The organism is Desulfosoma caldarium, assembly GCF_003751385.1.
Lineage (GTDB): Bacteria > Desulfobacterota > Syntrophobacteria > Syntrophobacterales > DSM-9756 > Desulfosoma > Desulfosoma caldarium.
Genome location: NZ_RJVA01000010.1, coordinates 202,763 through 227,208, shown reverse-complemented (window position 1 = coordinate 227,208; position 24,446 = coordinate 202,763). Strand labels below are relative to the sequence as shown.

Sequence of the window (24,446 nt, the reverse complement as noted above, 5' to 3'; positions counted from 1 at the left end):
GCGCGGGCCTTTGGCCCGCGCCCTTTGGGGTCATTTGCGAAGAAGACGGGGAGGGCAGCCCAAGCTCTGACCCTTTTCATGTCTCGATAAAGCTCTTGAGTTCTTTCCGACGGCTGGGGTGGCGCAGCTTTCTTAGAGCCTTGGCCTCGATTTGACGAATTCGCTCGCGCGTGACGTGAAAATCCTGACCGACCTCTTCCAAAGTGTGATCGGACTTTTCCCCGATACCGAAACGCATGCGTAGAACCTTTTCTTCGCGAGGCGTCAGGGTCGCCAGAACCTTGCGCGTCTGCTCACTCAAGTTGAGGTTGATCACCGCGTCCACAGGCGACGTGACCCGACGGTCCTCTATGAAATCGCCAAGATGACTGTCTTCTTCCTCGCCGATGGGAGTTTCTAGGCTGATGGGTTCCTTGGCAATCTTAAGCACTTTGCGCACCTTGTCCACGGGAAAGTCCATCCGCTCCGCGATCTCTTCCGGCGTGGGTTCCCTTCCCAACTCCTGAACCAGGTACCTGGAGGTGCGAATCAGTTTGTTGATGGTCTCGATCATGTGGACAGGAATGCGAATGGTTCGCGCTTGATCGGCGATGGCTCGAGTGATGGCCTGACGAATCCACCATGTGGCATAGGTGCTAAACTTATAGCCCCGTTGATACTCGAACTTGTCCACAGCTTTCATGAGGCCGATGTTGCCTTCCTGAATGAGGTCCAAGAACTGCAGCCCGCGATTGGTGTATTTCTTGGCGATGCTAACCACAAGGCGCAAATTGGCCTCGATGAGCTCGCTCTTGGCTTGCTTGGCTCGAGCCATGCCATCTTCCACTTTGCGCAGGATAAGCCGAAGACTTTTGGAATCCATCTTGGCCTTCATTTCGAAATCGGTGATCTTTTCCCGCGCTTGTACGCCTCGGCGAATCAGCTCCACAAGCTCATCTCGGGCCATGCCCAGTTGTGCCGCGTGCTGGCGCAGTTCATTATCATCTTGATCCCTCTCGTCCAGCCATCGCTGCAGTTCGGTCAAGGGTTTTCCCGTCACCAACAGGCAATGTTCCAGCTCTTTTTCGGCCTGTTCGATGGATTCCAGGTAGGAACGCAACTTCGTCACGATGCGATCAATCTGGTGCTTGTCCAGTTGAAGGTTTTTGAGAAGGCTGACAATCTGCTCTTTCTGAGCTTGCACTTCCGAGGTCAAAAGGTCCTTCTCACCGGGATGCAATTCCTCGGAAATCAGGCGCATTTGCTTTTCTCGAATTTCCGCATCCAGCCTCTTGACCTGCTCCAGAATATTAATGACCTTGGCGCGCAGCAGTTCCTTTTCTTCTTCGGGCATTTCCTCTTCGGTGGCGATGAGCACCTCGTGGATGCGGATTCGCCCGTTTTCCAGATCTTCCTTGATGGAAAGGATTTCCTCAACCCCCAGAGACGATTCCATCAGCGCATTGAAAACCTCTCTCTCACCGGCTTCGATGCGCTTGGCGATTTCCACTTCGCCTTCCCGAGTGAGCAGCGAGACCTGGCCCATTTCCCTCAAGTACATTTTGACGGGATCGGTCACGCGGCTTTCCGCGTCCAAATCGGCGACGGCGTCTTCTTCGCCGTCCTCTTCTTCCACTTTGTCGTCGCTGGAGCGTTCTTTGACCACCTTGACCTGTTGATCTGAATCGACGATCTCGATGTTCATCTCATCGAAGATCATCATCATGTCGTCCAGCTTTTCCGGCGTCACCAGCTCTTCGGGAAGGACTTCGTTCAGTTCGTCATAGGTCAAGTATCCCTTTTCCTTGCCGGCGCTGATAAGTTTTTTGAGATCCTCCAGACCGGGCCTTTTAGGGGATGTCTCTTCGGATGTTTTCGTGAACTCTTCCGTCATAGGTCATTGGCTCCTTCGGTGGGCTCTCTAACCTTTAACCCCTTCTTTGCGCCGCGCAAAGGGCTCGGTACTCCTCCAAGAGTTTTTTTCGAGCGAGGTGATCGCCCGAACCATCCGCATCAACCAGTGCGGCTCGAATCTCCTCAAGATTTTTTCTCTCATGGCGAATGCGCAAGCTGTGAATCCTTTCTTCCAAAAGGAGCCGCGCGGCGTTTTCATCCAAAGTGTTTTCGTCTTTTTCCATCATCAAGCGCGCCCACAGGGTCTTGCTTGGCTCGTCGGGAAGCGTCATGGCTACCGATGAACCCTCATCAAGGGTCTTCCATGTTCCTTGCCGAAGCAGAGCCTCCAGAATCGTGGCCACAGAAGACGGCTCAAGGTATTCCAGAACCCCGAGGCTCTGAGCGTGTTCGGCGAGGGTAGGATGCTGCATGATCAATCGAAGAATTGTCTCTTCCGCAGATGGCACCTGCACGGAGGTGGCCTTTGCGGCCGCCGTCCTCGAGCCCGAGAGGGTGCGGGGCATTGAAGCCGTTTTGGGAACGCGTGAAAAATGCTGGAGCACCGCGTGTTCCGACAGAAACAATCGCATTCCTAGAAGACGGGCCATATCTTCACGGAGCACGGGATCCTGCACGTCGCTCACAAGGTCGGCGCATTCCTTGACCACACGGACCTTGTCTTGAGAAGTGCCATTCCAGGTGGAGGCGATGGCGTCGACGGCGAAATGCAGCAATTCACGCCGCGTTCCCAGCAGGGCTGTAAAGGCGTCCAAGCCGTGCGCCTTGAGGTAGTCATCTGGGTCCATGCCTAGGGGCAACGTGACGCAGCTGGCGGCCAGTCCTTGGCGTAGAAAGAGTGGCAGGGCTCGAAGCATGGCCTTCTGGCCGGATGCATCCCCATCGTAGACCAGGATGACTTCGTCCGCCAGCCGTTGCAAGAGCCGGACTTGGTGCGGCGTCAGGGCCGTGCCCAGGGTGGCCACGACCCTGCGAAAACCTCGAGCGTGAAAGGCTAGAAGATCCATATAGCCTTCCACGAGAATTACCTGTCGTGTGGCTCGGCACGCCTCCATGGCGGTGGCGTACTGGTACAGGGTGCGGCCCTTGTGGTAGAGCGCCGTTTCCGGACTGTTTAGATATTTGGGTTCCGTGTCGTCCAGACTGCGGCCTCCAAAGGCCACAAGTGAGCCGTTCGGTGCGGTGATGGGAAAGATGAGGCGGTGACGAAATCGATCGTAAACGGTGCCTTTGTCCGACCGTACCGCGAGCCCTGATCGCACCACCAGTTCCGGGTCGATTCCCTTGGATTGAAGATGTCGTATCAGGTGGTTCCATCCAGGAGGGGCGTAGCCGAGACGGTGCTCCTGCACCAGTTCGGGTGAAAGCCCTCGTCTCGCAAGGTATTCTCTGGCCACACGCCCCTGTTCCCGATGCCGCAGTCGATGGACAAAAAACTCGCAGGCCAACTCCAGCACCTGAGCCATCGCCGAAAGGTCCTCGGGTTTTTTCTTGGAAGAACCCAAAACCTCTTCGGGCAGTGGCACATGATAGCGGCCGGCCAGCGCTTTGACGGCTTCCGCGAACGTCAGGTTCCAATGACGCATGGCAAAGGTGATGACATCTCCTCCGGCTCCGCAGCCGAAGCAATAAAAGAGCCCATGCGCGACATCCACGTGAAAGGAAGGCGTTTTTTCCCTGTGAAAAGGGCACAGGCCTACGTACCGAGTGCCGAGGCGCCTCAGCGGAACCACGCTTCCGATGAGGTCCAAAATGTCTACAGCCTGCTTGATTCGCGTTGCCGCATCCGATGTGGTCACCGATCCTGGTCACCCCGCAGGAGTTGATGCCATGTTTCGGGATTTATGTCTGACCCAAAACTTTAAATTTTTATCCCATCATGAAACGACAATCAACAGGGAAAAAGCGTGATCGAATTTTCCATCAGCGGGGCGAGTCCTTTCACGAGGCGCCGAGACGGGCTCGAACCATTTCCTGCACCGTCTTGCCGTCGGCCCGGCCCGCCACTCGAGGCATGAGCACTTTCATGACCTTGCCCACATCCTTGAGTGAAGCGGCTCCCGTTTCGCGAATTGCTTCCGCGACGAGGGCGGTGAGCGCTTCCGCTTCCAAGGGTTTTGGCAAAAAAGATTGAAGAATTTCTATTTCCTTTTTTTCCTTTTCCGCCAAGTCGTTGCGTCCGCCGCGCAGGAACTGCTCGATGGAATCTTTGCGCTGCTTGATAGCCCTGGCAATAAGTTGATGAATCTCCGACTCCGTCGGTTGACGCAGAAGCTCTTTTTCTTTGTTCTTGATGGCGGTGAGGAGCATGCGCATGGTGTTTCGCTTGTCTTCGTCTTGGCCTTTTATGGCGTCTTTCAAAGCCTGTTCGATCTTTTCCAACAATTCCACCTTTCAACCTCCTGAAATTTTCGGCTTGGGTTTTCTCGTGCCGGGCCCATAGAACGCGTATTTGAAAAGACAGAAGGCTGTTCTTGTGAGCTCAGCCTTGACTGTTCCCTGTTGTTCCATAAAACCGGCGGCTCCGGGTGGTGAAATAGGCACGGCGACCTACGAAGAGGTCTTTAGAGATTTAAGGCGTTGAAGGGCTTCCTGAAGATTTAGCGTTCCGGTGTAGAGCGCCTTGCCGCTAATGACGCCGTCAAGCCCCAAGGGGACGAGGGGAAGCAAGGCCTGTATGTCGTCCCAGGAGGCGACGCCGCCAGAGGCGATCACGGGCGTGGTGAGGGCAGCGCAGAGTCGTCGCGTCGCTACCACGTTGACCCCAGATTGCATGCCGTCCCTTTGAATGTCCGTGTAAATGATGGCACTTAGTCCCACCTGGTCAAAGCGTTGGGCAAAGGCCACGGCATCCACCTGGGTCGTTTCCGTCCATCCTTCCACCGCCACATACCCATGGCGGGCATCGATGCCCAGGGCGATGCGTCCCGGAAACCGTTGGCAGGCCGTTTCCACCACTTTAGGATCCCGAAGGGCCCATGTGCCCAGAATGAGGCGGCGCACGCCAAGGTCGATGTAGTGCTGCAGTGTTTCCATGCTTCGCAGCCCTCCTCCCAACTGCACGGGAATGGAGACCGCCTTAACAATGGCGCCGATAACGTCTCGATTTTTGGGGGTCTTGGCAAAGGCACCGTCCAGATCCACCACATGAAGCCATTGCGCTCCCTGGGCTTCCCAATGGCGAGCGATGGCCACGGGGTCCGTTCCGTAAATGGTGGCTCGAGCCATGTCCCCTTGCTTGAGCCGAACACATTGTCCTTCCTTGAGGTCGATGGCGGGATAGATGATCATGGTCTCATTCCGCTGAGGGGTCTGCGGGATCGACAGCTTTGGAAGAAAGCAGGTCTCGAAGCCAGGCGGGGGGCTTGAGCGGTTTTCTTTCTCGGTTGACGCACACGTGGACCGTGTAACCTTGAGCCAAGAGTTGCGGGGGATCGTGTCGATGGATGCGGTAGTCAAAGCGGAGTCTGGCCGGACCGGGAAAATGAAAGAACGTTTCCACTTCCAGGACGTCGTCGTAAAAGGCAGGACGCATGTACCGGCAGTGGGCTTCGATGACCGGTAGGAAAATGCCTTGCTCTTCCAGACGGCGGTACGTGGTGCCCTGGTGTCGGAACCATTCGGCACGCCCCGCTTCGAACCAGCGCATGTACTGGCCGTAGTAGGCCTGTCCCATGGCGTCCGTGTCACCGTAGAGGACGCGCAGGCGGGCTCGCGTGCTCTGGGTTGTCATGCGTGATTCACCCACCTTTTTTTCCAACAGGTTTTTAGGATCCATGGTGCGCGTTCACAAAACGATGGAAGAGCGCGACGGCGCTTTCCATGTGCCGCCTGGATTCTCGAGCTGCGGTTTCGCAAAAAACGATCTTTTCATCCTCAGCAAGCGCCGTGGCAACGTTTCCCTTAAACAAGGCGTATAGGGAGGGATCCGGTACATGTGTGCGAACACTCAAGGGCGTCAGATGATCGCCGGCCACAAGCACATGACATCGAGCGTAAGCCGCCAGGCCTTGCACCATGGGACCCACGACTTTGGCATCGAAGTCTTCAATGGCTTGCACCTTCTTGGTCAGGCTTCCTTCGTGGCTGGCTTCGTCGGGCGCTTCCACGTGAACGAAAGCGAAGTCCATATCCTGAAGCGCCTTTAAGGCCGCATCCACCTTGCCGGCATAGTTCGTGTCAAGATATCCCGTGGCTCCCGGAACGTGCACCGGTTCCAGTCCTGCATAAATGCCCAGGCCTTTGAGAAGGTCCACGGCGGAAATGACAACGCCGCGAAGTCCGAACAGATCCTGAAGGGAGGGCATGGACGGCGCTTTTCCCTGTCCCCAGAGCCACACGGCATTGGCTTGTTTTAGACCCACGTCCCGACGACGCCGATTAACGGGATGCTGAGCAAGCATGTCTCGGCACCGCTGAGTGAAGATTCTCAGAACATCCGTTGTGTCATAGACTCTCTTGTAGCCAGCCGTGGGTTCTCCAAGAATGTCGTGGGGCGGTGTGGTGAGCAGATCCGTGGGGCCGCCTGACCAGACCAGCACATGGCGATAACTCACACCGGCATAAAGCTTCAGAGGCAACCCTTCGCAGGCTTCTTGTAACGCGCCAATGATTTCGTGGGCTTCGGCCGTAGAGATATGACCGGCCGAATAGTCTTCCATGCGTTCCGTGCCCTCATCGTCTTGTTTCAAGGTCACCAGGTTACAGCGAAACGCCACGTCCGCAGGGCCGAGATGCACGCCCAGGCTGGCTGCTTCCAGGGGTGCTCGACCGGTGTGATACACAGCCGGGTCGTAGCCGAGTAGAGCCATGTTGGCGATATCGCTTCCCGGTTCCATGCCTTCAGGGATGGTCTGCACCGTGCCGATTTCGCCGATTCGAGCAAGATGCGTCATGGCCGGTGTATGGGAGACTTCCAACGGTGTGCGACCTTCAAGGGAAGCCAGCGGATAGTCACCCATTCCGTCTCCGACCAGAATCACGTATTTCGTTTTCATGAACGTTCGGCCTTAGGCGCTGGCAACAGCGTTGTCCGTTCTGTCTTCAATGCGAAGCAGTTTCGTGGGTCCGCGCACGATGTCCAAGCGATCTATGGCTTCCAAGGATCGGCGCACATCCTTTTCCACGGCTTCGTGGGTCAGCATGACGATGGGCACGGCCCCTTCCACCTCCCGACCTTTTTGAATCACGGCGGCAATACTGATCTGATTGGCCCCGAGAACGCCGGAGATTTTTGACAAAACCCCCGGTCGATCCACGGCGGAAAACCGAAAGTAATAGCGGGTGACCACGTCGTCCATGGGTTTGACGGGCATTTCCGAGCTGTATTCTGGAAGAAAACCCAAAGGGGGTACGCGATGAACAATTCCCAGAGTCATGTCCCGAGCCAGGTCCACAAGATCGGCCACCACGGCGCTGCCTGTGGGCAGCATGCCGGCACCTAGTCCGTAGAGCATGATGTTGCCGACGGCATTGCCGTGAATGTGAACGGCGTTGTAGGCTCCGCGCACGCTCGCCAGCACATGGCGTTCGGGAATCAGCGTGGGATGCACGCGAAGCTCCACGAGACCGTTCGTATTTCGGGCTATGGCCAGGAGTTTGAGGCGGTATCCGAATTCCGACGCGAACTGCACATCCAGTAAATCAATGTCTCGAATGCCTTCCACATAAACCTTGTCCAATCGGATGGATGTGCCAAAACTCATAGCGCTGGCAATGGCCAGCTTGTGGGCGGTGTCGATGCCGTCAACATCGAGGGAAGGGTCCGCTTCGGCATAGCCGTGGCGTTGGGCTTCAGCCAGAGCCTGCGCAAACGGCAGGCCATCTTCCGTCATGCGCGTGAGAATGTAGTTGGCCGTGCCGTTCAATATGCCAAAAAGCGTATCCAGTCGGTTGGCGCTGAGTCCCTCTCGAATGGCTTTAAGTAACGGAATGCCGCCGGCGACAGAGGCTTCAAAACCCACGGATCGCCCGCACTTGGCGGCCTGAGCAAAGATTTCGTTGCCGTGATGGGCCAGCAAAGCCTTGTTGGCCGTCACCACATGCTTGCCCTTTTCCAGGGCTTTCATGATGAACGATCGGGCGGGTTCTAGGCCGCCAATGAGTTCCACCACAATATGAATGGAGGGGTCGTCCAAAATGTCCTGCGCCGAACGGGTCAGAAGGTGGGGATCGACGGACACCGGCCTGGGGCTGTCCAGGTCGAGATCGGCCACACGAACCACGTCCATGCGAACCCCCACGCGCGCTTGAATTTCTTTGGCATTTTCCCTCAATGTCTGCAACATGCCGCATCCGACGGTGCCCCAACCGATGAGACCGATGCGTATGGAATCCATCATCTTTCAGCGCTCCTCGATAGCCAGGCGCCTCACGCGTCTTGAAAGGCTTTGCGAATGCCACGAATGGCCTGTTTGATGCGCATTTCGTTTTCCACAAGGGCAAACCGCACGTGGTCGTCTCCGTACTCTCCGAATCCTAGACCAGGAGACACGGCCACTTTGGCTTTTTCGATGAGGAATTTGGAAAATTCCACGGACCCCATGGCTCGAAACCGGTCGGGTATGGGGGCCCACGCAAACATGGTGCCTTTGGGTTTGGATATGTGCCAGCCGATGCGTCGCAATCCATCCACCAGCACATCTCGTCGAGAGCGGTAAATGTTTACGATGTGCTGAACGCAGCTTTGATCCCCATTGAGCGCGATGATGGCGGCGATTTGAATGGGCTGAAAGATGCCGTAGTCCAGATAACTCTTGATCCGAGTTAGAGCTCCGACCATTTCCCGGTTGCCCACGCAAAAACCGACACGCCATCCGGCCATGCTGTAACTTTTGGACATGGAAAAGAACTCCACCGCCACGTCCTTGGCGTCCGGAACCTGCAAAATGCTCGGAGCCGCATAGCCGTCAAAGACGAGGTCTGCATAGGCCAGGTCGTGAATGACCATGAGGTGGTGGTCCTTGGCGAAAGCCACCACTTTTTCAAAAAAGGACAAATCCACCACGGCCGTCGTGGGGTTGTGTGGAAAGGAAATGATGAGCATTTTGGGGCGCGGCCACGTTTGCTTGGCGGCGATTTGAAGGTCTTCAAAGAAGTCCCGGTCCGGCCCGATGGGAATGGAGCGCAGGTCTCCGCCCGCGATGATCACCGAATAGGGATGGATGGGATACGTCGGATTGGGAGAAAAGACCACATCGCCGGGGTTGATCAGGGCCAGCACGAGATGGGAAAGCCCTTCCTTTGCCCCAATGGTCACCACCGCCTCCGTCTCAGGATCCACATCCACGTCATAACGACGCTTGTACCAGTCCGCGATGGCATGGCGCAGCTTCGTGATGCCTCGGGACGCCGAGTAACGGTGGTTGTGAGGCTTTTGGGCCGCTTCCACCAGCTTGTCCACGATGTGTTGCGGGGTCGGCACGTCCGGGTTACCCATGCCGAGATCGATAATGTCTTCGCCGGCTCTTCGCCTTTCCATCTTCAGCGCATTGACTTGCGCGAACACATAAGGCGGCAGACGGCGCATGCGAGTAAATTGATCGATGTTGAAATTCATGCGCGTCACCTCATTGTGTGAATTGGGAGTTTTCAAGCTAGAATAGACCCAAGAGAATGTCAAAACAAAGATGGTGTCAAGGCTTGAAGCCGATTCAAGGACCGCCGATGGGCTTCTTGCAAATCTCGATGACGTCGAATGCCGTCGTAGAGGGCCCTGGCGAAGACTTCCGCGCTGTGCGCCTCCTGGCAAACCAAAAACCCATCCACTGTGGCCAGAAGGCTGTGGCGCACAATGGTTTCCGGTTCATAACGCCCACCGATGGCCTTCATGTCCAAATCGTCGGAAAGAAGCACGCCTTGAAAGTGCCATCGGTCTCGTAACAGTCCGCGATTGATTTTCCAGGAAAGTGTTCCGGGCCAGTCCGGATCCCAAAATGCATACACCGCATGGGACGTCATTACGGCGCGGACCCCAGTTTGTACGGCTCGGTAAAAAGGGATCAGGTCCTGGCGCGCTTTGGCTGCCGCCTGCGCCTCCACTCGTGGAAGTTGGTCGTGGGGATCCAGACGTGCCGTGCCCAGTCCCGGAAAATGCTTTGCCGTCGCGGCGACGCCATGGTCTTGCAGGCAGCGAATCCAGAGGGATCCGAGCCGCGCTACTTCCTCGAAGGCGTGTCCCAAGGATCGGGATTTGAGAAAGTGGTCCTTTGACGAGGCCACCACATCGAGCACCGGAGCCAGGTTTAGATGGATGCCTAAGCGATGAAGCCCTCGGGCCGTGTGCACAACGTGCGAGCGAAGCGCCTCGTCCCCGGCCTTTGCCAGTTCAAGAGCCGAAGGCGCCGGACCCAAGAGGGCGGCAAGGCGCTGCACCGAGCCGCCTTCTTCGTCCACGGCCCACACAAGGGGCCGTCCCAAAGCCTTTTTGGCCCAGGCGTTGGCTTCACGAATCAAGGCCGTGATCTGATCGGTGTCGACGACGTTGCGACGAAAAAGCACCAACCCACCAGGGCGCAAGGCGTGCAGCCATTCTTGAAGCGACGCCGTCCATTCGGTTCCTTCAAATCCCAAAAACAGGTGCTGCCCGGTGTCGTTGTCGAGTGACTGTGAAAGTGTCATGGATTTTGTTTGAAGGATCCTTGAAGTCCCCGTACCATGGGGCGCGGCGGCCGACGATCATCGCGCTCGGCCTACCGGATGCCAAAAGTTTACTTTCGATCAAGAACACCTCGCTGTCAAGACATTGCCCGACAGCGTGCGAAAAGGGCTCTTGAATGCATCTCATGATTCTTGCCGCAGGCCATGGCACCCGCCTTCGACCTTTGACTTACGTTCGGCCCAAGGCCCTATGCCCCGTGTGGGGCAAGCCGCTTCTGGAACGCTGGATTAGGCAAGCGGCAGAGGAAGGCTTTCGGCGTGTCGTGGTCAATGCCCATCACATGTCTCACAAGATCCTAGACTACTTCGCGTCGCATTCATGGCCGATCCCCGTGCAGGTTCTTGTGGAACGAGACATCCTGGGCACAGGAGGAGGCGTGCGCAATGCCCTGGAGATGCTCGATGACGCTCCCCTGGTGGTCGTCAACGCCGATGTGGCGGCAAAGGTGTCTTTGCAAAGTCTTGTGGAAAAGCATCGAACCCAAGGCGCCCCCGCGACCATGCTCCTGTGCCGCTCCCATCGGTTCGATACGGTTCGTGTCAACGCAGAAGGCACCATGGTGACCGGTTTTTCCCCCTCGACCATGGCGGGCCAAAGTGGGTTATGGACCTTTTCGGGCATTCACGTCGTTGAGCCGTCCGCGCTGCGCTCCATGGACCCTGGAAAGCCTTATCATATCATCGACCTTTACGAGGACTGGATCGCCCGCGGAACACCTCCGGCAGCCGTCTGTCGAGAGCATCTATGGTGGACCGATATGGGATCTTTGGAAAGCTACTGGAATCTGCACACGGCCTATGATCGACTCCCCAACGATGGGGCCTGTTTTCTGGGTATTTCCGATTCTGGCGTGTGGGTGCACCCGTCGGCGACCGTGGCGTCTTCGGCACGGCTGCGTGGTGCGGTGGTGGTGGGTGAGGCCAGCATCGTGGAGAGAGGCTGCGTTCTTGATCATGTGATCCTTTGGAAAGGTTGTCGCATCGAGCCTGAAACGGTGCTGGAAAACTGCGTGGTTGCCGATGGGGCCGTGGTGTCCGGAAGGCATCGCAACACCATCTTCTTACCTTCCGCTGCCCCGGTCCCGCTGGGCCAAACCCTGGACACGCCTTCGCCGATTCGGCATTCCGTAGGGCATTTCATGGGTCCGGGGTGAGGGGTCTAGGGAGCACCAGCGTTTCGGGTTCTCGTGGAACAAGGAACGTGAGACGGCAAGGCGCCGAGGAGGATTCTTTCCCAGGGTGTTTCGTCCTTTAAGGGGTCTTGATGTCTACAGGAGGTGCGGAAATTCATTCCGTCCCGGGAAGTGTTCCAGAAGATGGCGGCGTGAACATGGCTGCCCTGGAAAGACGGCTCCTTCAATGGGGTTACCGTCTTGACGGCAAGGGCCTTCGGCTTCTGGCGGGGGACGGTTCCGATCGTCTTTTCTATCGGCTGCGTCAGGCGCATGGTAGCTATGTCGTCCTGGTGAGCCCTCGACGGAAGGAACCCATCGATGAAAACGACGCCGTCTGGCACATCGGAAGACACCTGCACAGGATTGGCGTTCCGGTTCCTGGCATGCTGCACGCCGATGTGCACGAAGGCGTCTTTGTCTTTCAGGACCTGGGATCGGTGCACCTTTACGATCTCGTGCAAAGAGGCCCATGCCGCAATCGGCTGAGAACCCTCTATCGCGAAGCCGTAAAAGTTCTGGTGCGATGCCAGCGCCGAGCCTGGAAAGGTTTTTCTTCGACCTGGTGCCATGACGGAAGCCACTACGACGCGAACTTTGTTTACGAAAGAGAACTGCTCTATTTTCGAAACGCCTTTCTGGAAGGGCTCATGGGTCTCCAGCCGCCACCTTTGGAAGTGGACATGGATTTCCAAAGGCTTGCTCTCAAGGCGGGAGAAGATCGTTTCGGGCTTGTCTTTCACAGGGATTTTCAAAGCCGTAACCTGATGGTATTTCAGGGGTCAATGTGGGTCATCGATTTTCAGGGCATGCGCTTTGGGCCTCCGGAATACGATCTGGCGGCGCTCCTTTTGGACCCTTACGCAATGCTGCCGCTTTGGTTAAGGGAAGAGCTGGTGCAGCTCTACTGGCGTCACATGAAGGACCTTCTTGGCGGCTCCTACACGCTCTTTCGCGAACGCTTGGCGACGGTGGCCCTGTGTCGATGCTTTCAGTTTCTTGCAGCGTTTGCCTATCTGGGCATGGTCAAGCGCAAACGGGATTTTTTAAGGCACATTCCCGCCGGATGGCACCGCCTTCAGGAACTTCTGGGCGGCGATCTTGGCGCAGTGTACCCTGGGCTTTGCCGTTACCTACAAAGGTCGCCTGTTTTCGAGTATCTTTCCGAAAGGATTGGTGCCGCCATGGAAGCCCAGGTTTAGGTTTCCGTCAGGTCCACGAAGGACTTGTTTTTCGCATGAATGAGGTCCAAAAGGGGGACAAAATTTTCCACCTCATCTTGGCCAAGCCCCTCTGTGGCTTCAAAAAGTTCTTTTCGAAATCGCTTTCTCTGTCCAATGAAGACGAGAAGAGATCCCTTGTAGGTTTCCATGATGGCGTCGATGACCATGGCGGTGAAACGATTGCGCATGGGAATGGCGCGGTCCATGAGCGCATCGGACGCCTCCACCTGGTAGGCGTGAATGAGTTCGTAATCGAAATCATGGCCCGGGTACCGAGGAATGCGCTGCTTGATGAGTTCCATGGGAGTGCGCATCATGTCCGTGTTCACGGCAAAGTTCAGATCGCCCACATAGGGATACGAGCCGATCAACTCCCCGGTGGACGACAAGATATCTCCCAAAGCCCCGTCGGCGAAATGGACAGGCAGATTCCTTCGATGTACGGCGTAAGCCAGCCCGGCGAGCACTCCGACGTCTCCGCCGCGCCGAAGAATTTGCTTCTTTTGATCCCGAAGAAAGGCTTCGCTGTGAAGTTCTGGAGCGGTGCGCATGTGCACCAGCGTGCTGAAAGCGATGGGGTTTTCGTCCAAAGCCATTCGACTTGGCGAGCTCTTTTCCAAGAACCCAAGCACGCGATCAAAGGTGTCCACACCGCGCTCGGTCCCAACGGCCACCAGAGCATTGATTGCCATGAGGATCCATTCCTTTCTATGACATGGAAGTTACGGCCCGCTGCGCTGCTTGTCTTCTCATGGGCCGATCCGATCGGCTCAGCCAAGCCTACTGAAGGGCCAGTCACCTTGGCTCAGGGTACAGAATTTTCCCCCGTGGATCCATAAGAAAAGAAGGCGGGGTGATCCCGGCCCGTGCCGTGGTTTGAAAGAAACGTTTCCTCGCCGTGGGCACAGGACGAGAGGTTATGAAATGATGTTTCACAGAATAGGCGTTATCCTTTGTGGTTTTTTCGGATTCTTGGTGGTGTCGTGTGGGAGAAGTCCTGAAATCTATCAGACGGCCAAACCTTTAATGGGCACGGTGGTCAGCATGGCTGTCGTTTCCCAGGACGCACACCAAGCCTATGAAGCGCTCGAGGCCGCCTTTGAAGAAATGGCTCGCTTAGAGGCCATGATGAGCGTCTTTCGAGAAGACAGCGAGCTCAGCCGCGTCAATCGAGAAGCGTCCCGTCACCCTGTGACGGTATCCCCTGAGCTTTACCGGGTGATCGAACTCTCCTTGCATATTTCCCAGATCACACAAGGGGCTTTCGACATCACGGTGGGCCCCCTGATGAACTTGTGGCCTTTTGACAAGAATGAGAAAAAACTGCCTTCCTCCCAGGCCATTCAGGAAGCTCTATCTCGCGTTGGATATCACCATGTGGTGCTGTCATCAAAGGATCGAAGCGTCTTCTTTTCCGTACCCGGCATGGTTCTGGACTTGGGCGGCATCGCCAAAGGCTTTGCCATCGATCAAGCCGTGAACGTGCTCAAAGGCCGTGGCATAGCCGCGGCTCTGGTTAATGCGGGGGGGGACATCTTGGCCTATGGCACCAAGCCCGATGGACAGCCGTGGCGGGTTGGTCTGCAACATCCTAGGAATTCCCAAGACTTACTGACCGTTCTGACCATGTCCGACCAGGCCATGGTCACCTCGGGCGACTACGAACGCTACTTTCTCGTGGATGGCAAACGCTACAGCCATATCGTTGATCCTCGAAGCGGCTTCACGGCACGGGCAACGGCCAGTGTCACGGTCATGGCCGACAGTGCCGCCTTTGCGGATGGCTTGGCCACAGGGATTTTGGTTTTAGGCCCCGAGGACGGCATGGCTGTGGTGGAATCCCTGCCCGGCGTCCATGCGCTGATCATGACGGAAGGCTCGGACAAGGCCCTGGTGTTGCACGTCTCCGAGGGGTTTTCTCTGCCTTTGGACGAAGCGTCTCTGGCCGTTCGAGGTGTCCAAATCAAGGCTTGGAAACGCTGAAAATGTTTATCCGGACATTTCCAGGCCCTTTCCGTGCCGGTGATTTTTTGCAGGTTCAAGCGCACCGGGTCACGTAAAGGAAAAGCCGAATCGGCATCATGCGCCGCTTTGGGGCGCGCTTCGCAGACGTCATTCCGGCGTTATGGAGCAGATGGAAGCCACTTTTTGCGGATCCAATCGATAGGGACTGCCCACACCTTGGTAAAACCCGTGGGCTTCAATGAGGTGAATGGAGAGGTCGGTCCACTGCAGGGTTTCCCCTGTGTCCAAGCGTTCCACGACCACATGAGTTTTTGGGTAAAGCCCTGAATGTCCCCATGGGCAGGGGAGGCGTCCTCGAAAATCCTGCACGACCACGCGCCACAGATTTTCCAACACCACGGGGCCACCCAAGGCCTGCTTGGCGGCTTCGGTCAGGACGCGCAAGCGATGGGCAATGGCTTCGTGCGACAAGCCCAAGGCCTTGACGGTGCGTTCATCTTCCGTAAGAATGGTGACCAGTGCCCTTGGGTCGCCGGCCAGGTAGCCGTGCTGGGCCTCGAGGTGCCGCAGGCGCTGTTCCACCTCATCCAGTTGAGGGCTTTGATAGACGGGATATTTTCCCATGGGCCGCACACCCCCCTTTCCATGACTCCACGCATTCCATGGCTATTAACCGAACTTGTCGAAAAAGATGCGGTCTTCGCTGACCCCCCTTTCCGTGAGCAGTTTCACGGCGGCATTGATCATCAATGGATTTCCGCAAAGATACGCTTCCAGTTGGGATCCGTCGCTGACACCACGAGCCACCGCATCGGTGACGTAGCCGGTTTCCCCATCCCAATGATCTTCGGCGAGAGGCTGGGACAGAACCGGCACGTAGCGCAAGCGAGGCAGCATGCCCATCAACTGATGAATCTCTTCCTGGTAAAAAAGGTCCTGGCGGCTGCGCACACCGAAATAGAGGGTGCAGGGGCGGTCGATATGTTCGTCAGCCATTTGGAACAGAATGGACAGAAGCGGAGCGAGCCCGGAACCCGTGCCGATCATGACCATGGGGCGATTCGAATGGCGCAAGTAGAAATCTCCATAAGGGCCATTGATGAGGACTTCATCGCCTTCCTTAAGAAAGTCGTGAATGTAGGTGGTGGCGATTCCTCGTTCCACGCGGGTGATGACCAGCTTGATTTCCGTCTTAAGACTCGCCGGGGAAGCGATGGAGTAGGCGCGGTACACCGGTTCTGAGGACCCTTCGTATTCCGGAACCTGGAATTGGATAAACTGCCCGGGCTTAAAGACGATCTCTTGAGGTTCGATGAGCTTCAGATGCACTTCCTTGATGGAAGGTGTCAGCGGTTTCAAGCCCACAACCTGCGTGCGAAATTCCTTGATCAAGAAAAAGGCTTCAGGAATTTGCAGCTGAACGTCACCTCGAAGGCGGACCTGACAAGACAATCGCGTTCCGCGCCGCAACTCCTCGTCGTTCATGTAGGGGGTTTCTGTGGGCAGAATTGGCCCTCCGCCTTGCAGGACGGTCACTTTGCACAGTCCGCAACTGCCCCGGCCACCGCACGCGGAAGGAATGAACACGCCCTGGTCCATCAGGGTGCCTAGCAAGCGGCCACCACCCTTGACCGTGAATTCCTTGGCCCCTTCATTGATAGTAATCCGACACGGTCCGTAGTCGGCAAAGACGGCGTAGGCCGCTTCCAAAAGCAGGGCCAAGACAGCACACAAGCCGCTAATCGAGAGCAATCCGAGCACAAGGGTCATCATGGGGGCGCCTCATCCCATGGAAATCATGCCGCTAAAGGCCATGAAGGACAGGGCCATGAGTCCGGCCACAATGAGGCTGATGCCGGGCCCTTCCAAGGCCTTGGGAATCGGGGCTTTCTTAAGCTTTTCTCGAATGCCGGCCAGAGCCACAATGGCCAGCAGCCAACCGAGTCCTCCTCCGAAACCGTAGGCCACCGACTGTACGAAGTTGTATTGTCGAATAACCATAAACAGGCAGACGCCGAGAATGGCGCAGTTGACCGTGATAAGCGGCAAAAAGACGCCCAGGACCACGTACAAGCGTGGCGAATAACGGTCGATGACCATTTCCACCAACTGCACAAAGGCGGCGATGACGACGATAAAGGCAATGAAGCGAAAGTGGACCAGCTGAAACGGCACGAGCAGATAGTGATAGACAAGGTAGTTCAGCGCCGTCGTGCACGTCATGACAAAGGTCACGGCTAGCCCGAGGCCCACGGCCGAAGGAATTTCCCTGGAAATGGCCAGAAAAGAGCACATGCCCAAAAAGTTGGCCAAGAGAATGTTGTTGGTGAAAATGGAGGCAAAGAAGATCAAAGGAGCGCTCAATGGATTTTCCATCACTTGTCCCCATGTGAAGGCTGAGTTTTCTTGTATTCCAACTCATAGGCAACCCAGATAAAAAGGGCCAGCATGAAAAAACCCGCCGGGGCCATAATCATAATGGTCCAGGGAACCCACCCTGAAGGCATCACGTGCATGCCGAAAAGGGTGCCAAAACCTAGAAGTTCTCGAACCGTGGCGATCACAAGAAGCACCAGAGCGTATCCGACACCCGAAGCTACACCGTCAAGAAACGCCGGCCATACGGGATTGTTTCTGGCAAATCCTTCGCATCGCCCCATGATGATGCAGTTGGTGATGATCAAACCCACATAAGGCCCTAGGGCTTCACTGATGTCCGGGAGGTAGGCCTTGAGAAAAATGTCCACCATCATCACGTAGGAGGCGATAATCAAGACCTGGACCATCATGCGGGTGCGTTCCGGAGTGATCTTGCGCAGGGCCGACACGGTGGCGCTGGACATGGCCGTCACGAAAATCAACCCCAACCCCATGATCAGCGTGTTGGTCATGAGGTTGGTGACGGCCAGAGCAGAACAAATCCCAAGGATTTGTCGAAAGACAGGGTTTTCTTCCCATACGCCCTTGCGAAAGAAGGTCCGTGTTCGAATCTTGGCCATATTCCACGTCCTTTTTTCCCGTTGCCCTAAACCCTTTGCAATTTCTTTTGCTCCAAAAGAAGCGGGATGGTCTTTTTCAGTTCCTCGTCCAAGAATTTTTCCAGGCGCTTTGTCGTTTCGGTTGCCCCTGTGATGGCGTCCAACTCTGAGGGACCCGAGGCCGTTCCCGGTGGCTTGAAGTAAAAGAAACGCATGCCGGCAGCCGGCATGTCCAGAGGACGACCTTGAAACTGCCTTTGAAACCAGTTTTCCGTGATGCGTCCTCCAAGGCCCGGTGTTTCGCTGTGCCGATAAAAAGCGATGCCCAAGATCCTTTGCCCTTGAGGATCTACCGCAACCATGGCTTCGATGGGTCCCCAAAACCCTGGCCCGGACACGGGAAAAGCATAGCCGACGACAGTTGAGGCATCGGCATCGAGTCCCACATACAGGGGCCGATCCCCTAAGGTTGCTGCGCGCACTCGGCGCGAAAAGGTGCGGGACACGTCCTGATCCGTCGCGTGAGGTTCCAGGGTGATGTTGAGCACGTGAAGCACCAGGGCTTGCCGTTTGCGCTCTTCATTGAGGCGGATGCGGTCTTGATGGATCACGTTCAGGCCGCTGACCACGGAGGTGAACACGAGGGACAAAAGAAACATGTAGAGGGTGGAAAATAGGCGCCCTTTCATGAAGGATTTCCTTTTAACGCTCTTCGCTTTTGAGCGTTTTGCACGGCACGATCCAAAAGAGGGACAAACGTGTTCATGAACAAAACGGAAAACATAATCCCTTCGGGAAAATTGGACCATCGGCGTAATACGATGGTGAGGGCTCCGATGGCCGTGCCGTAGATCCACTGAGCGGGTTTGGTCTTGGGGCCGCTGATGGGTTCCGTGACCACGAAAAAGGCGCCAAAGAGAAGGGATCCGGCCATCATAAAAGTCAGGGGATGGGGAATTCTTGGAATGCGCATGATGTAGAATATGGATGAGGCCAAAAAAGCTCCCAGAAGACATCCGATGGCCAGACGCCACGGGGCCGCCTTCTTGTAAAGAATGTAAGCGCCCCCAAGAGCGATGAGCACGGCGCTGGTTTCACCCATGGAACCTGAGATGTTGCCCCAGATGAGTGGAAGCAGGGGCACAGACTGGCCCTCATGAATCACTCGAAGGGGCGTGGCGGCGGTGACGGCGTCCACGGGAGGAAGCCAAGACGTTAGACCTTGCCCTAAGGATGAAAAAGGGTGCACCCAGCCGGCCGTCAGTGCCAACGGAAAACTGATGTACACAAAGCACCGCCCCACCATGGCGGGATTGTAAATATTGTAGCCGAACCCTCCAAAGGCCATTTTCCCGAAAACGATGCCGAAGGCGATGCCCACCGCCGCAATCCACAAGGGAACGGTCGGGGGAAGGCTGAGAGCATAGATAAGGCAGGAGACCAGGACCGCGGACGTGACCGGTTTGCCCTGACGCAGCGTAAAGGCCGCCTCCGCGAGAATCCCGGTCGCAAGAACGACCCCTATCACCACAAGCGGGCGCAACCCGAAAAACACGACGGCTCCTACCAGACAAGGGATCAACCCCACCACCACTCGCAGCATGACGGGTTGAACAAGAAAACGCTTCCTCGTGGGTCCCCCAGTCTTTTGCGTCACGGATATAGTCCTTCCCTCTCGGTTTAACAGGCGTCAGAGGTTGTGAGCTCACACTGGAAAGGTCGTCAGCTCACGTGAGCATAGCTAACGCATCGCGGACACGATTTCAAGGCGACGGCGCCGACATGTCAAGAACTCGGTCACATGAAAGAATGCCGGATCGATCAGCGCGGTTGCCAGAGGCTTTGGGGATCACGTAGTTTTTCTCCTTCACCCGGATAAACCTGTCGGTCCTCTTCCGGAATGGGTTGGGGAGATGGCCATGCTTCGGGACGAGGGTTCGGGCCTTCCAGGGTCACGGCCGAAGGATTCGGATCCACAAGGCGCGGGGCCCGCCTCACATCCACATCGGGAACGGCATAGCTGAATTCAATAGCAATTCCGTTGGGATCGAACGCATACAGGGAAAGAATAAAGCCGTGATCGATAACTTCCGAAGCCCAAAAACCGGCTGCTTCCAGACGGGCTTTGAGATCCCAGAGCGCATGGCGATCGGCCACGCCAAAGGAGACGTGGTCAAAGGCGATGGGGCCCTTGACGGGAACGCCGTGGTCTTTTTCGGGAACAGGGGCCGATTGGGGCCATTCAAAAAAGGCCACCGTATCGTGTTCGGAAAGAGCGAAAAAGTAATGGCGATATCCCGGGCGCCCCATGGCGACGACCATGGGCAATCCCAAGAGATCCCTCCAGAATCGAATGGTCTGGTCCATGTTCTGGGTCACCAGGGCCAAATGATGAATTCCTGTGTATTTCACTGCCTTCATGAAAGTGCTCTCGTGTCTCTGTGTATTCCTTTCTTACCTCTTGAAAACGGCCTTTTGGACGGCTCTTGAGCACCGCACGGCGTGCCCCTTTGGTCCATGGTGCCGGCCAATCCACGGCAGCACATTCCTTGCTTGACTTCACCCTAGAGGGTTACTAGGGTGGACGAAAAGAATAAATGTGTGCAATGGAAATCTTAAGGAGAGACAAATGAAACGAGTGGAAAAAGGCGATTTTGTCAAAGTGCATTACACGGGGCGATTGGATGACGGCCAGGTCTTTGATTCCAGCGAAGGCAACCAGCCGCTTCACTTTCAAGTGGGCTCCGGCCATGTGATTCCTGGATTTGAAAACGCGCTGTTGGGAATGGCCGTTCATGAAAAGAAGTCGTTCCGTATCCCTGCCGAAGAAGCCTATGGAGAAAGGGATGAACGGTTGGCCAAGGTGTTTGAACGCTCGGAACTACCGCCCGATTTCAATCCGCCCGTCGGCCAAGTTCTCTCACTGACCACCAGCGACAACCAAACCGTGTATGCCACCGTGACGGATGTCACAGACACCACGGTCACCTTGGATCTCAACCATTTTCTTGCCGGCAAGGCGCTCAATTTCGATGTGGAGCTCGTGGAAATCTCCGATGCTCCGTGTCCGTCCGATTGCAGTTGCGGATGCTCGTGCTAGACGCCCGAGTGCTGCCGTTCAAGACGCCCCCGTGCCTGGTTTGAACCCCTCCACGGGAGGCGTTGAAACCCTTTTTCGCCCAGCCGCCCTGTTCTTTACCCGGTTTTGTACCGAGGTTCTTCGTCGATACGGCCCACAAGAAAAAGAACGCCGCCGCACTGGGGGCAAAAGAGGTTGTTGATGAGAGGCTTTCCCGAAAACCCGGGAGCGCTCTCATAGCTTAGGTCCAGGGCACGAAAATACGAAGAGATACCGCATTCCTGACACATGCATTCCATTTCGTCGCTCATGGATTGTCCCTCCATGGATGGCCAAAACCACAGAGTGCGTGAATCCTCGCGCCCATGGGCATGTTTCATGGGCGCTTCATCCTGAGCAGCGAAACTGTCCATGGCCGCCGGCTACAGTTCATCCACGGCGGTTCGCGTGATTTTGGCGTCTTTTTTGGCTTGGGTCAAGAACTCCTCGACCTTCTGCTGGGCCTTTTGCTTCTGCAAATGTTCGCTGATGGCCGGTTGCGCCTCTTCGTAAGACATGGTTTCCTGAGGTTTCTTTTCCACGACCTGAATGAGGTGATAGCCGAAGTCCGTTTCCACCACGTCGCTGACAGCACCGGGCTCAAGCGCAAAAGCGGCCTCCTCAAAAGGCTTGACCATCTGTCCGCGGGCAAAAAAGCCAAGGTCTCCACCGCGCTCTTTGCTGGGACAATCCGATTGGGATTCGGCCAATGTGGCAAAATCCTCCCCTTTGCTAAGGCGAGCCTTCAGATCGTCGATCTTTTTCCGCGCCGCCTTCTTGTCCTCCGCTGTCGCATCGGGCTTGACGCTCACCAAAATGTGACGCGCGTGCACCCGTTCCGGTTTTTCAAACAGTTCGTGCCGGTCTTTGTAAAAAGCCTTGGTTTCTTCGTCGGAAACGGTGATTCCCTTGGTGATTCGATACTGGACCAGTTGATCAATGGCACTGTTTTTGAGCAGTTCTTGGCGGATGGTGTTCTCCGTGAGATTCATGCTTTTGAGAGCCTGTTCATAGGCCTGGGGGCTTTCAAACCGCTGCTTGAACTGGGCCAACTGGCTGTCCACCGCCTTGGCATCCCCCTTAATCCCGCGCTTTTGGCTTTCTTGGTACAGCAGTTCCCGGTCAATGAGACTTTCCAGGACTCGCGTTTTTATATCCCGAAGTTCCACGTCACTCAAAAGCTGCCCCGACTGCAAAAGCCGTTGGCGTACTCCGTTCATTTGCCGGTCGAATTGGGCTCGAGTGATGACCTTGCCGTTTACGGTGGCGGCGGGTTTTTTGTCCGTATCCGTGGTGGACTCGGCGCTCAAGGCCACGCCAGCCCCCAAAAGGCTGATCAGTGCAGTCGCCATCAAAACATTTTGTACACTGCGTGCTATGCTTGTCATGGGCTTTCCTTTCAATAAAAAAACACCCCAGGGGGAATCCCTTGGGGTGTGCCATAAAGGCTATGGGTGAGATGTTCTAGATTCTTCGAACATTGATCGCCTGGGGCCCTTTGGGCGTTTCGGTGATGTCAAAACTCACCGCCTCTCCATCGGTCAGAGTGCGAAACCCTTCCCCCTGAATGCCCGTGTAGTGGACGAAGACATCCCCCTGATTTTCGGTCTCGATAAAGCCATAACCCTTCTTCTCATTGAACCACTTGACTCGGCCTTCCATCGTTCCAAAACTCCTCTCTGTTCTGGTACGCCTCGTCGGGTCTCGTTCGGCGGCTCCCTGGAGGTGGTCCTATCCGGAAGGGGGAAGACCGAACGTCCGCGGGCCCCGGAAACCGACCGCAACTGCACGTACACACAACCATAAAACGCGGGAAAACACCTTGTATCCCGCCAACCACAGAACCCTTCTAACCGAGACCGACACAAGACACAAGAAAATTATCGTCTCCTTGCTAAGAAAATTGCTATAGACTGAAGGGCTTGGTCCCGCTTCTTTCATCAAGTGCATGGGCTTTTTTAGGGCATCGTGAGGTGGGTCGTCATGTCAAAGGATGCACAAAATACCGAAACCCTTGACGAGAAGCTTTCGGCATTGTTTCAGGCGTTGGCCGATGCGTACGGCTTGCATCCCTGGAACTGGCACACGAACGGTGATCCTTTTCGGGTGCTCGTGGGCACTCTTCTTTCGCATCGCACGCGTGATGCCAGGACAGACGAGGCGACCCGCTCGGTGCTGGAACGCTACAAAACAGCCAGGGATCTGGCCGAAGCGCCCGAGGAAAGCATCGCCTCCTTGGTGCGCCCCGTCAATTACTACAAGACCAAGGCGCGTCGACTCAAGGAAGTGGCCCAATGCCTGGTCGCTCGGCATGGCGGCCAAGTTCCGGACAATGCTGCCGATTTGATGGCTCTCCCGGGGGTTGGACCCAAAACGGCGGCCTGTGTTCTGGTCTATGGCTTTCACAGGCCGGCGATTCCCGTGGATGTGCATGTGCATCGCATCAGCAACAGGCTAGGCCTCGTCACCACCCGCAAGCCGGAAGAAACCCAAAAGGCCCTGGAACGACTCGTTCCCACAGGCTGGTTTCTTCACGTCAACGAACTTCTGGTCAAGCACGGCCAAACCACATGCCTTCCACGACACCCCAAATGCGACCAATGCGTGGTGCGCCGCTGGTGCGCCATGGGCCAAAATGGGAGATCCCAATGAGGGTGGGAACCATGGTCTGGGATCCTTCATCATCGCCACAGCGCGTGCCAGGGTGTTGGCGACCATGAAACTGGACGTGCAAAATCTCCCTTCCGTATATGTCAGTCCTTTCTTGCCGTGGGAACCCAAAAGAGCGTGGCTTCGCGTGCGGACCCAGCATGCCTTTCATCCCTTTCATGTGACGACGCGCCTGTGTTTAGAAATCTTCTGGATCTGGAGGGGGCGGCTTTTTTTCGACGAAGCCCGCGTTTTGGACGTGGGATGTGGAACAGGGATTTTGGCGTTGGTGGCCGCCAAGCTGGGAGCTCGATGGTGTGTAGGGGTGGATGTTGCCCGTGAAGCCATTGGGCGATCTCGAGAAAACAGCGAAGCCAACGGCCTACAGGAACGGGTGAATTGGGTGCACGGCTCCATCGAGGCCATCGGCGGCACGTTTCACACCGTGGTGGCCAATGTGCCGTGGGCGTGTTGGGAAGCCTTGTTTGATAACATCGTGGATTGCGTGGCCGAAGGTGGAGCGCTCGTGGCTTCCGGCTTTCAGGATCTGCAGGCACCTCTTTTGGAGTCGTTTCTACATCAACAAGGGTTCCTTGTTTTGGAGCGTCGGCAAGGCGACCTGACTTTTTTCGGGGTTCCTCCCTCGGGAAGCTTTACCTGGTGCGCTCTGCTCGCCGCACGGGGAACCATGGACGGCGCATCGCCTACCTCTGCGATCGGAAACTCCCAAAACCGTGGCCGCCGCGAGGAATTTGCCTGAGAGCGCGCCATTAAAGAACGGCGCGAGCCG

Annotated in this window: 26 protein-coding genes; 6 read left to right on the top strand and 20 right to left on the bottom strand. The window is 56.2% G+C overall.

Annotated features, from left to right (window positions below):
- Window positions 1–76: 76 nt before the first annotated feature.
- The 9 genes from rpoD to EDC27_RS04165 all read right to left on the bottom strand — a co-directional run bounded on the left by rpoD (window position 77) and on the right by EDC27_RS04165 (window position 10,512).
- Entirely contained in the window at window positions 77–1,873 is a 1,797-nt protein-coding gene (rpoD, locus tag EDC27_RS04205; protein WP_123289363.1) for an RNA polymerase sigma factor RpoD, read from the bottom strand.
- 34 nt (window positions 1,874–1,907) lie between these two features.
- Window positions 1,908–3,692, bottom strand: a complete 1,785-nt coding sequence (dnaG, locus tag EDC27_RS04200) for a DNA primase (protein ID WP_123289362.1) — start codon at window positions 3,690–3,692, stop codon at window positions 1,908–1,910.
- A 142-nt stretch (window positions 3,693–3,834) separates the two neighbouring features.
- Window positions 3,835–4,284, bottom strand: a complete 450-nt coding sequence (locus EDC27_RS04195; protein ID WP_123289361.1) for a GatB/YqeY domain-containing protein — start codon at window positions 4,282–4,284, stop codon at window positions 3,835–3,837.
- 159 nt (window positions 4,285–4,443) lie between these two features.
- Window positions 4,444–5,184 carry a 1-(5-phosphoribosyl)-5-[(5-phosphoribosylamino)methylideneamino]imidazole-4-carboxamide isomerase gene (hisA, locus tag EDC27_RS04190; RefSeq protein WP_123289360.1) on the bottom strand — a complete coding sequence of 247 codons (741 nt, stop codon included), beginning with the start codon at window positions 5,182–5,184 and terminating at the stop codon, window positions 4,444–4,446.
- Window positions 5,185–5,188: 4 nt separating this feature from the next.
- Window positions 5,189–5,626: an acyl-CoA thioesterase gene (locus EDC27_RS04185; RefSeq protein WP_123289672.1), complete on the bottom strand. Its 438-nt coding sequence runs from the start codon at window positions 5,624–5,626 to the stop codon at window positions 5,189–5,191.
- 34 nt (window positions 5,627–5,660) lie between these two features.
- The gene (locus EDC27_RS04180) at window positions 5,661–6,890 is read right to left on the bottom strand and encodes a cofactor-independent phosphoglycerate mutase (protein ID WP_123289359.1); all 1,230 of its coding nucleotides are present in this window, start codon (window positions 6,888–6,890) and stop codon (window positions 5,661–5,663) included.
- 12 nt (window positions 6,891–6,902) lie between these two features.
- Complete coding sequence (locus EDC27_RS04175; RefSeq protein WP_245994248.1) at window positions 6,903–8,234, bottom strand: homoserine dehydrogenase; 1,332 nt, start codon at window positions 8,232–8,234, stop codon at window positions 6,903–6,905.
- Window positions 8,235–8,263: 29 nt separating this feature from the next.
- Window positions 8,264–9,451: an alanine transaminase gene (gene alaC, locus EDC27_RS04170; protein WP_123289358.1), complete on the bottom strand. Its 1,188-nt coding sequence runs from the start codon at window positions 9,449–9,451 to the stop codon at window positions 8,264–8,266.
- 59 nt (window positions 9,452–9,510) lie between these two features.
- Window positions 9,511–10,512 (bottom strand): glycoside hydrolase family 3 N-terminal domain-containing protein, encoded by a 1,002-nt coding sequence (locus EDC27_RS04165; protein WP_123289357.1) that lies wholly within the window; start codon window positions 10,510–10,512, stop codon window positions 9,511–9,513.
- Between the two features lie 155 nt (window positions 10,513–10,667).
- Here EDC27_RS04165 and EDC27_RS04160 point away from each other — a divergent pair, with 155 nt between their 5' ends.
- Together EDC27_RS04160 and EDC27_RS04155 are read left to right on the top strand one after the other, a co-directional pair.
- Entirely contained in the window at window positions 10,668–11,705 is a 1,038-nt protein-coding gene (locus tag EDC27_RS04160) for a sugar phosphate nucleotidyltransferase (protein WP_123289356.1), read from the top strand.
- Window positions 11,706–11,815: 110 nt separating this feature from the next.
- The gene (locus EDC27_RS04155; protein ID WP_123289355.1) at window positions 11,816–12,925 is read left to right on the top strand and encodes an aminoglycoside phosphotransferase family protein; all 1,110 of its coding nucleotides are present in this window, start codon (window positions 11,816–11,818) and stop codon (window positions 12,923–12,925) included.
- Here EDC27_RS04155 and EDC27_RS04150 read toward each other — a convergent pair.
- Complete coding sequence (locus EDC27_RS04150; protein ID WP_123289354.1) at window positions 12,922–13,638, bottom strand: hypothetical protein; 717 nt, start codon at window positions 13,636–13,638, stop codon at window positions 12,922–12,924. The genes EDC27_RS04155 and EDC27_RS04150 overlap by 4 nt on opposite strands.
- 232 nt (window positions 13,639–13,870) lie before the next feature.
- On the opposite strand from EDC27_RS04150, the gene EDC27_RS04145 reads away from it, so the two are divergent.
- Window positions 13,871–14,929: an FAD:protein FMN transferase gene (locus EDC27_RS04145; RefSeq protein ID WP_123289353.1), complete on the top strand. Its 1,059-nt coding sequence runs from the start codon at window positions 13,871–13,873 to the stop codon at window positions 14,927–14,929.
- 129 nt (window positions 14,930–15,058) lie between these two features.
- Here EDC27_RS04145 and EDC27_RS04140 read toward each other — a convergent pair whose 3' ends face one another.
- The 7 genes from EDC27_RS04140 to EDC27_RS04110 form a co-directional block, all read right to left on the bottom strand.
- Entirely contained in the window at window positions 15,059–15,535 is a 477-nt protein-coding gene (locus EDC27_RS04140; RefSeq protein ID WP_123289352.1) for a hypothetical protein, read from the bottom strand.
- 45 nt (window positions 15,536–15,580) lie between these two features.
- On the bottom strand, window positions 15,581–16,684 hold the full coding sequence (locus EDC27_RS04135; RefSeq protein WP_123289351.1) for an NADH:ubiquinone reductase (Na(+)-transporting) subunit F: 1,104 nt from the start codon (window positions 16,682–16,684) through the stop codon (window positions 15,581–15,583).
- Between the two features lie 9 nt (window positions 16,685–16,693).
- Window positions 16,694–17,287 (bottom strand): NADH:ubiquinone reductase (Na(+)-transporting) subunit E, encoded by a 594-nt coding sequence (locus tag EDC27_RS04130; RefSeq protein ID WP_123289350.1) that lies wholly within the window; start codon window positions 17,285–17,287, stop codon window positions 16,694–16,696.
- Window positions 17,287–17,910, bottom strand: coding sequence for an electron transport complex subunit RsxE (gene rsxE / locus EDC27_RS04125; RefSeq protein ID WP_123289349.1), 624 nt, complete (start codon window positions 17,908–17,910; stop codon window positions 17,287–17,289). Before rsxE ends, EDC27_RS04130 begins: the two co-directional genes overlap by 1 nt.
- A 26-nt stretch (window positions 17,911–17,936) precedes the next feature.
- Window positions 17,937–18,578 (bottom strand): FMN-binding protein, encoded by a 642-nt coding sequence (locus tag EDC27_RS04120; protein WP_170161577.1) that lies wholly within the window; start codon window positions 18,576–18,578, stop codon window positions 17,937–17,939.
- Window positions 18,575–19,546 carry an RnfABCDGE type electron transport complex subunit D gene (locus EDC27_RS04115; RefSeq protein ID WP_123289348.1) on the bottom strand — a complete coding sequence of 324 codons (972 nt, stop codon included), beginning with the start codon at window positions 19,544–19,546 and terminating at the stop codon, window positions 18,575–18,577. Before EDC27_RS04115 ends, EDC27_RS04120 begins: the two co-directional genes overlap by 4 nt.
- A 164-nt stretch (window positions 19,547–19,710) precedes the next feature.
- A complete protein-coding gene (locus EDC27_RS04110) occupies window positions 19,711–20,310 on the bottom strand; it encodes a VOC family protein (RefSeq protein ID WP_123289347.1) in 600 nt (199 codons plus the stop codon).
- 208 nt (window positions 20,311–20,518) lie between these two features.
- On the opposite strand from EDC27_RS04110, the gene EDC27_RS04105 reads away from it, so the two are divergent.
- Window positions 20,519–20,989 (top strand): FKBP-type peptidyl-prolyl cis-trans isomerase, encoded by a 471-nt coding sequence (locus EDC27_RS04105; RefSeq protein ID WP_123289346.1) that lies wholly within the window; start codon window positions 20,519–20,521, stop codon window positions 20,987–20,989.
- Window positions 20,990–21,084: 95 nt separating this feature from the next.
- Here the strand turns inward: EDC27_RS04105 and EDC27_RS04100 are convergent, their stop codons facing one another.
- The 3 genes from EDC27_RS04100 to EDC27_RS04090 all read right to left on the bottom strand — a co-directional run bounded on the left by EDC27_RS04100 (window position 21,085) and on the right by EDC27_RS04090 (window position 22,669).
- On the bottom strand, window positions 21,085–21,279 hold the full coding sequence (locus EDC27_RS04100) for a hypothetical protein (protein ID WP_148045681.1): 195 nt from the start codon (window positions 21,277–21,279) through the stop codon (window positions 21,085–21,087).
- A gap of 111 nt (window positions 21,280–21,390) precedes the next feature.
- Entirely contained in the window at window positions 21,391–22,395 is a 1,005-nt protein-coding gene (locus EDC27_RS04095) for a peptidylprolyl isomerase (RefSeq protein WP_123289344.1), read from the bottom strand.
- A 76-nt stretch (window positions 22,396–22,471) separates the two neighbouring features.
- Window positions 22,472–22,669, bottom strand: a complete 198-nt coding sequence (locus EDC27_RS04090) for a cold-shock protein (protein ID WP_123289343.1) — start codon at window positions 22,667–22,669, stop codon at window positions 22,472–22,474.
- Between the two features lie 321 nt (window positions 22,670–22,990).
- On the opposite strand from EDC27_RS04090, the gene EDC27_RS04085 reads away from it, so the two are divergent.
- Both EDC27_RS04085 and EDC27_RS04080 read left to right on the top strand, forming a co-directional pair.
- Window positions 22,991–23,659 (top strand): endonuclease III domain-containing protein, encoded by a 669-nt coding sequence (locus EDC27_RS04085; RefSeq protein ID WP_123289342.1) that lies wholly within the window; start codon window positions 22,991–22,993, stop codon window positions 23,657–23,659.
- A gap of 64 nt (window positions 23,660–23,723) precedes the next feature.
- Complete coding sequence (locus EDC27_RS04080) at window positions 23,724–24,416, top strand: 50S ribosomal protein L11 methyltransferase (RefSeq protein ID WP_170161576.1); 693 nt, start codon at window positions 23,724–23,726, stop codon at window positions 24,414–24,416.
- The last annotated feature ends 30 nt before the right edge of the window (window positions 24,417–24,446 follow it).

Excerpts from the sequence above, each read along its gene's own strand:
- EDC27_RS04095 (WP_123289344.1), bottom strand. The coding sequence starts at position 22,395 with ATGACAAGCATAGCACGCAGTGTACAAAATGTTTTGATGGCGACTGCA.
- EDC27_RS04130 (WP_123289350.1), bottom strand. The coding sequence starts at position 17,287 with ATGGAAAATCCATTGAGCGCTCCTTTGATCTTCTTTGCCTCCATTTTC.
- EDC27_RS04120 (WP_170161577.1), bottom strand. The coding sequence starts at position 18,578 with ATGAAAGGGCGCCTATTTTCCACCCTCTACATGTTTCTTTTGTCCCTC.
- EDC27_RS04150 (WP_123289354.1), bottom strand. The coding sequence starts at position 13,638 with ATGGCAATCAATGCTCTGGTGGCCGTTGGGACCGAGCGCGGTGTGGAC.
- EDC27_RS04140 (WP_123289352.1), bottom strand. The coding sequence starts at position 15,535 with ATGGGAAAATATCCCGTCTATCAAAGCCCTCAACTGGATGAGGTGGAA.
- EDC27_RS04175 (WP_245994248.1), bottom strand. The coding sequence starts at position 8,234 with ATGATGGATTCCATACGCATCGGTCTCATCGGTTGGGGCACCGTCGGA.
- EDC27_RS04100 (WP_148045681.1), bottom strand. The coding sequence starts at position 21,279 with ATGAGCGACGAAATGGAATGCATGTGTCAGGAATGCGGTATCTCTTCG.
- EDC27_RS04185 (WP_123289672.1), bottom strand. The coding sequence starts at position 5,626 with ATGACAACCCAGAGCACGCGAGCCCGCCTGCGCGTCCTCTACGGTGAC.
- rsxE (WP_123289349.1), bottom strand. The coding sequence starts at position 17,910 with ATGGCCAAGATTCGAACACGGACCTTCTTTCGCAAGGGCGTATGGGAA.
- EDC27_RS04160 (WP_123289356.1), top strand. The coding sequence starts at position 10,668 with ATGCATCTCATGATTCTTGCCGCAGGCCATGGCACCCGCCTTCGACCT.
- EDC27_RS04165 (WP_123289357.1), bottom strand. The coding sequence starts at position 10,512 with ATGACACTTTCACAGTCACTCGACAACGACACCGGGCAGCACCTGTTT.
- EDC27_RS04135 (WP_123289351.1), bottom strand. The coding sequence starts at position 16,684 with ATGATGACCCTTGTGCTCGGATTGCTCTCGATTAGCGGCTTGTGTGCT.
- hisA (WP_123289360.1), bottom strand. The coding sequence starts at position 5,184 with ATGATCATCTATCCCGCCATCGACCTCAAGGAAGGACAATGTGTTCGG.
- EDC27_RS04090 (WP_123289343.1), bottom strand. The coding sequence starts at position 22,669 with ATGGAAGGCCGAGTCAAGTGGTTCAATGAGAAGAAGGGTTATGGCTTT.
- alaC (WP_123289358.1), bottom strand. The coding sequence starts at position 9,451 with ATGAATTTCAACATCGATCAATTTACTCGCATGCGCCGTCTGCCGCCT.
- EDC27_RS04180 (WP_123289359.1), bottom strand. The coding sequence starts at position 6,890 with ATGAAAACGAAATACGTGATTCTGGTCGGAGACGGAATGGGTGACTAT.
- EDC27_RS04145 (WP_123289353.1), top strand. The coding sequence starts at position 13,871 with ATGATGTTTCACAGAATAGGCGTTATCCTTTGTGGTTTTTTCGGATTC.
- EDC27_RS04085 (WP_123289342.1), top strand. The coding sequence starts at position 22,991 with ATGTCAAAGGATGCACAAAATACCGAAACCCTTGACGAGAAGCTTTCG.
- rpoD (WP_123289363.1), bottom strand. The coding sequence starts at position 1,873 with ATGACGGAAGAGTTCACGAAAACATCCGAAGAGACATCCCCTAAAAGG.
- EDC27_RS04080 (WP_170161576.1), top strand. The coding sequence starts at position 23,724 with ATGAAACTGGACGTGCAAAATCTCCCTTCCGTATATGTCAGTCCTTTC.
- EDC27_RS04105 (WP_123289346.1), top strand. The coding sequence starts at position 20,519 with ATGAAACGAGTGGAAAAAGGCGATTTTGTCAAAGTGCATTACACGGGG.
- EDC27_RS04155 (WP_123289355.1), top strand. The coding sequence starts at position 11,816 with ATGTCTACAGGAGGTGCGGAAATTCATTCCGTCCCGGGAAGTGTTCCA.
- EDC27_RS04110 (WP_123289347.1), bottom strand. The coding sequence starts at position 20,310 with ATGAAGGCAGTGAAATACACAGGAATTCATCATTTGGCCCTGGTGACC.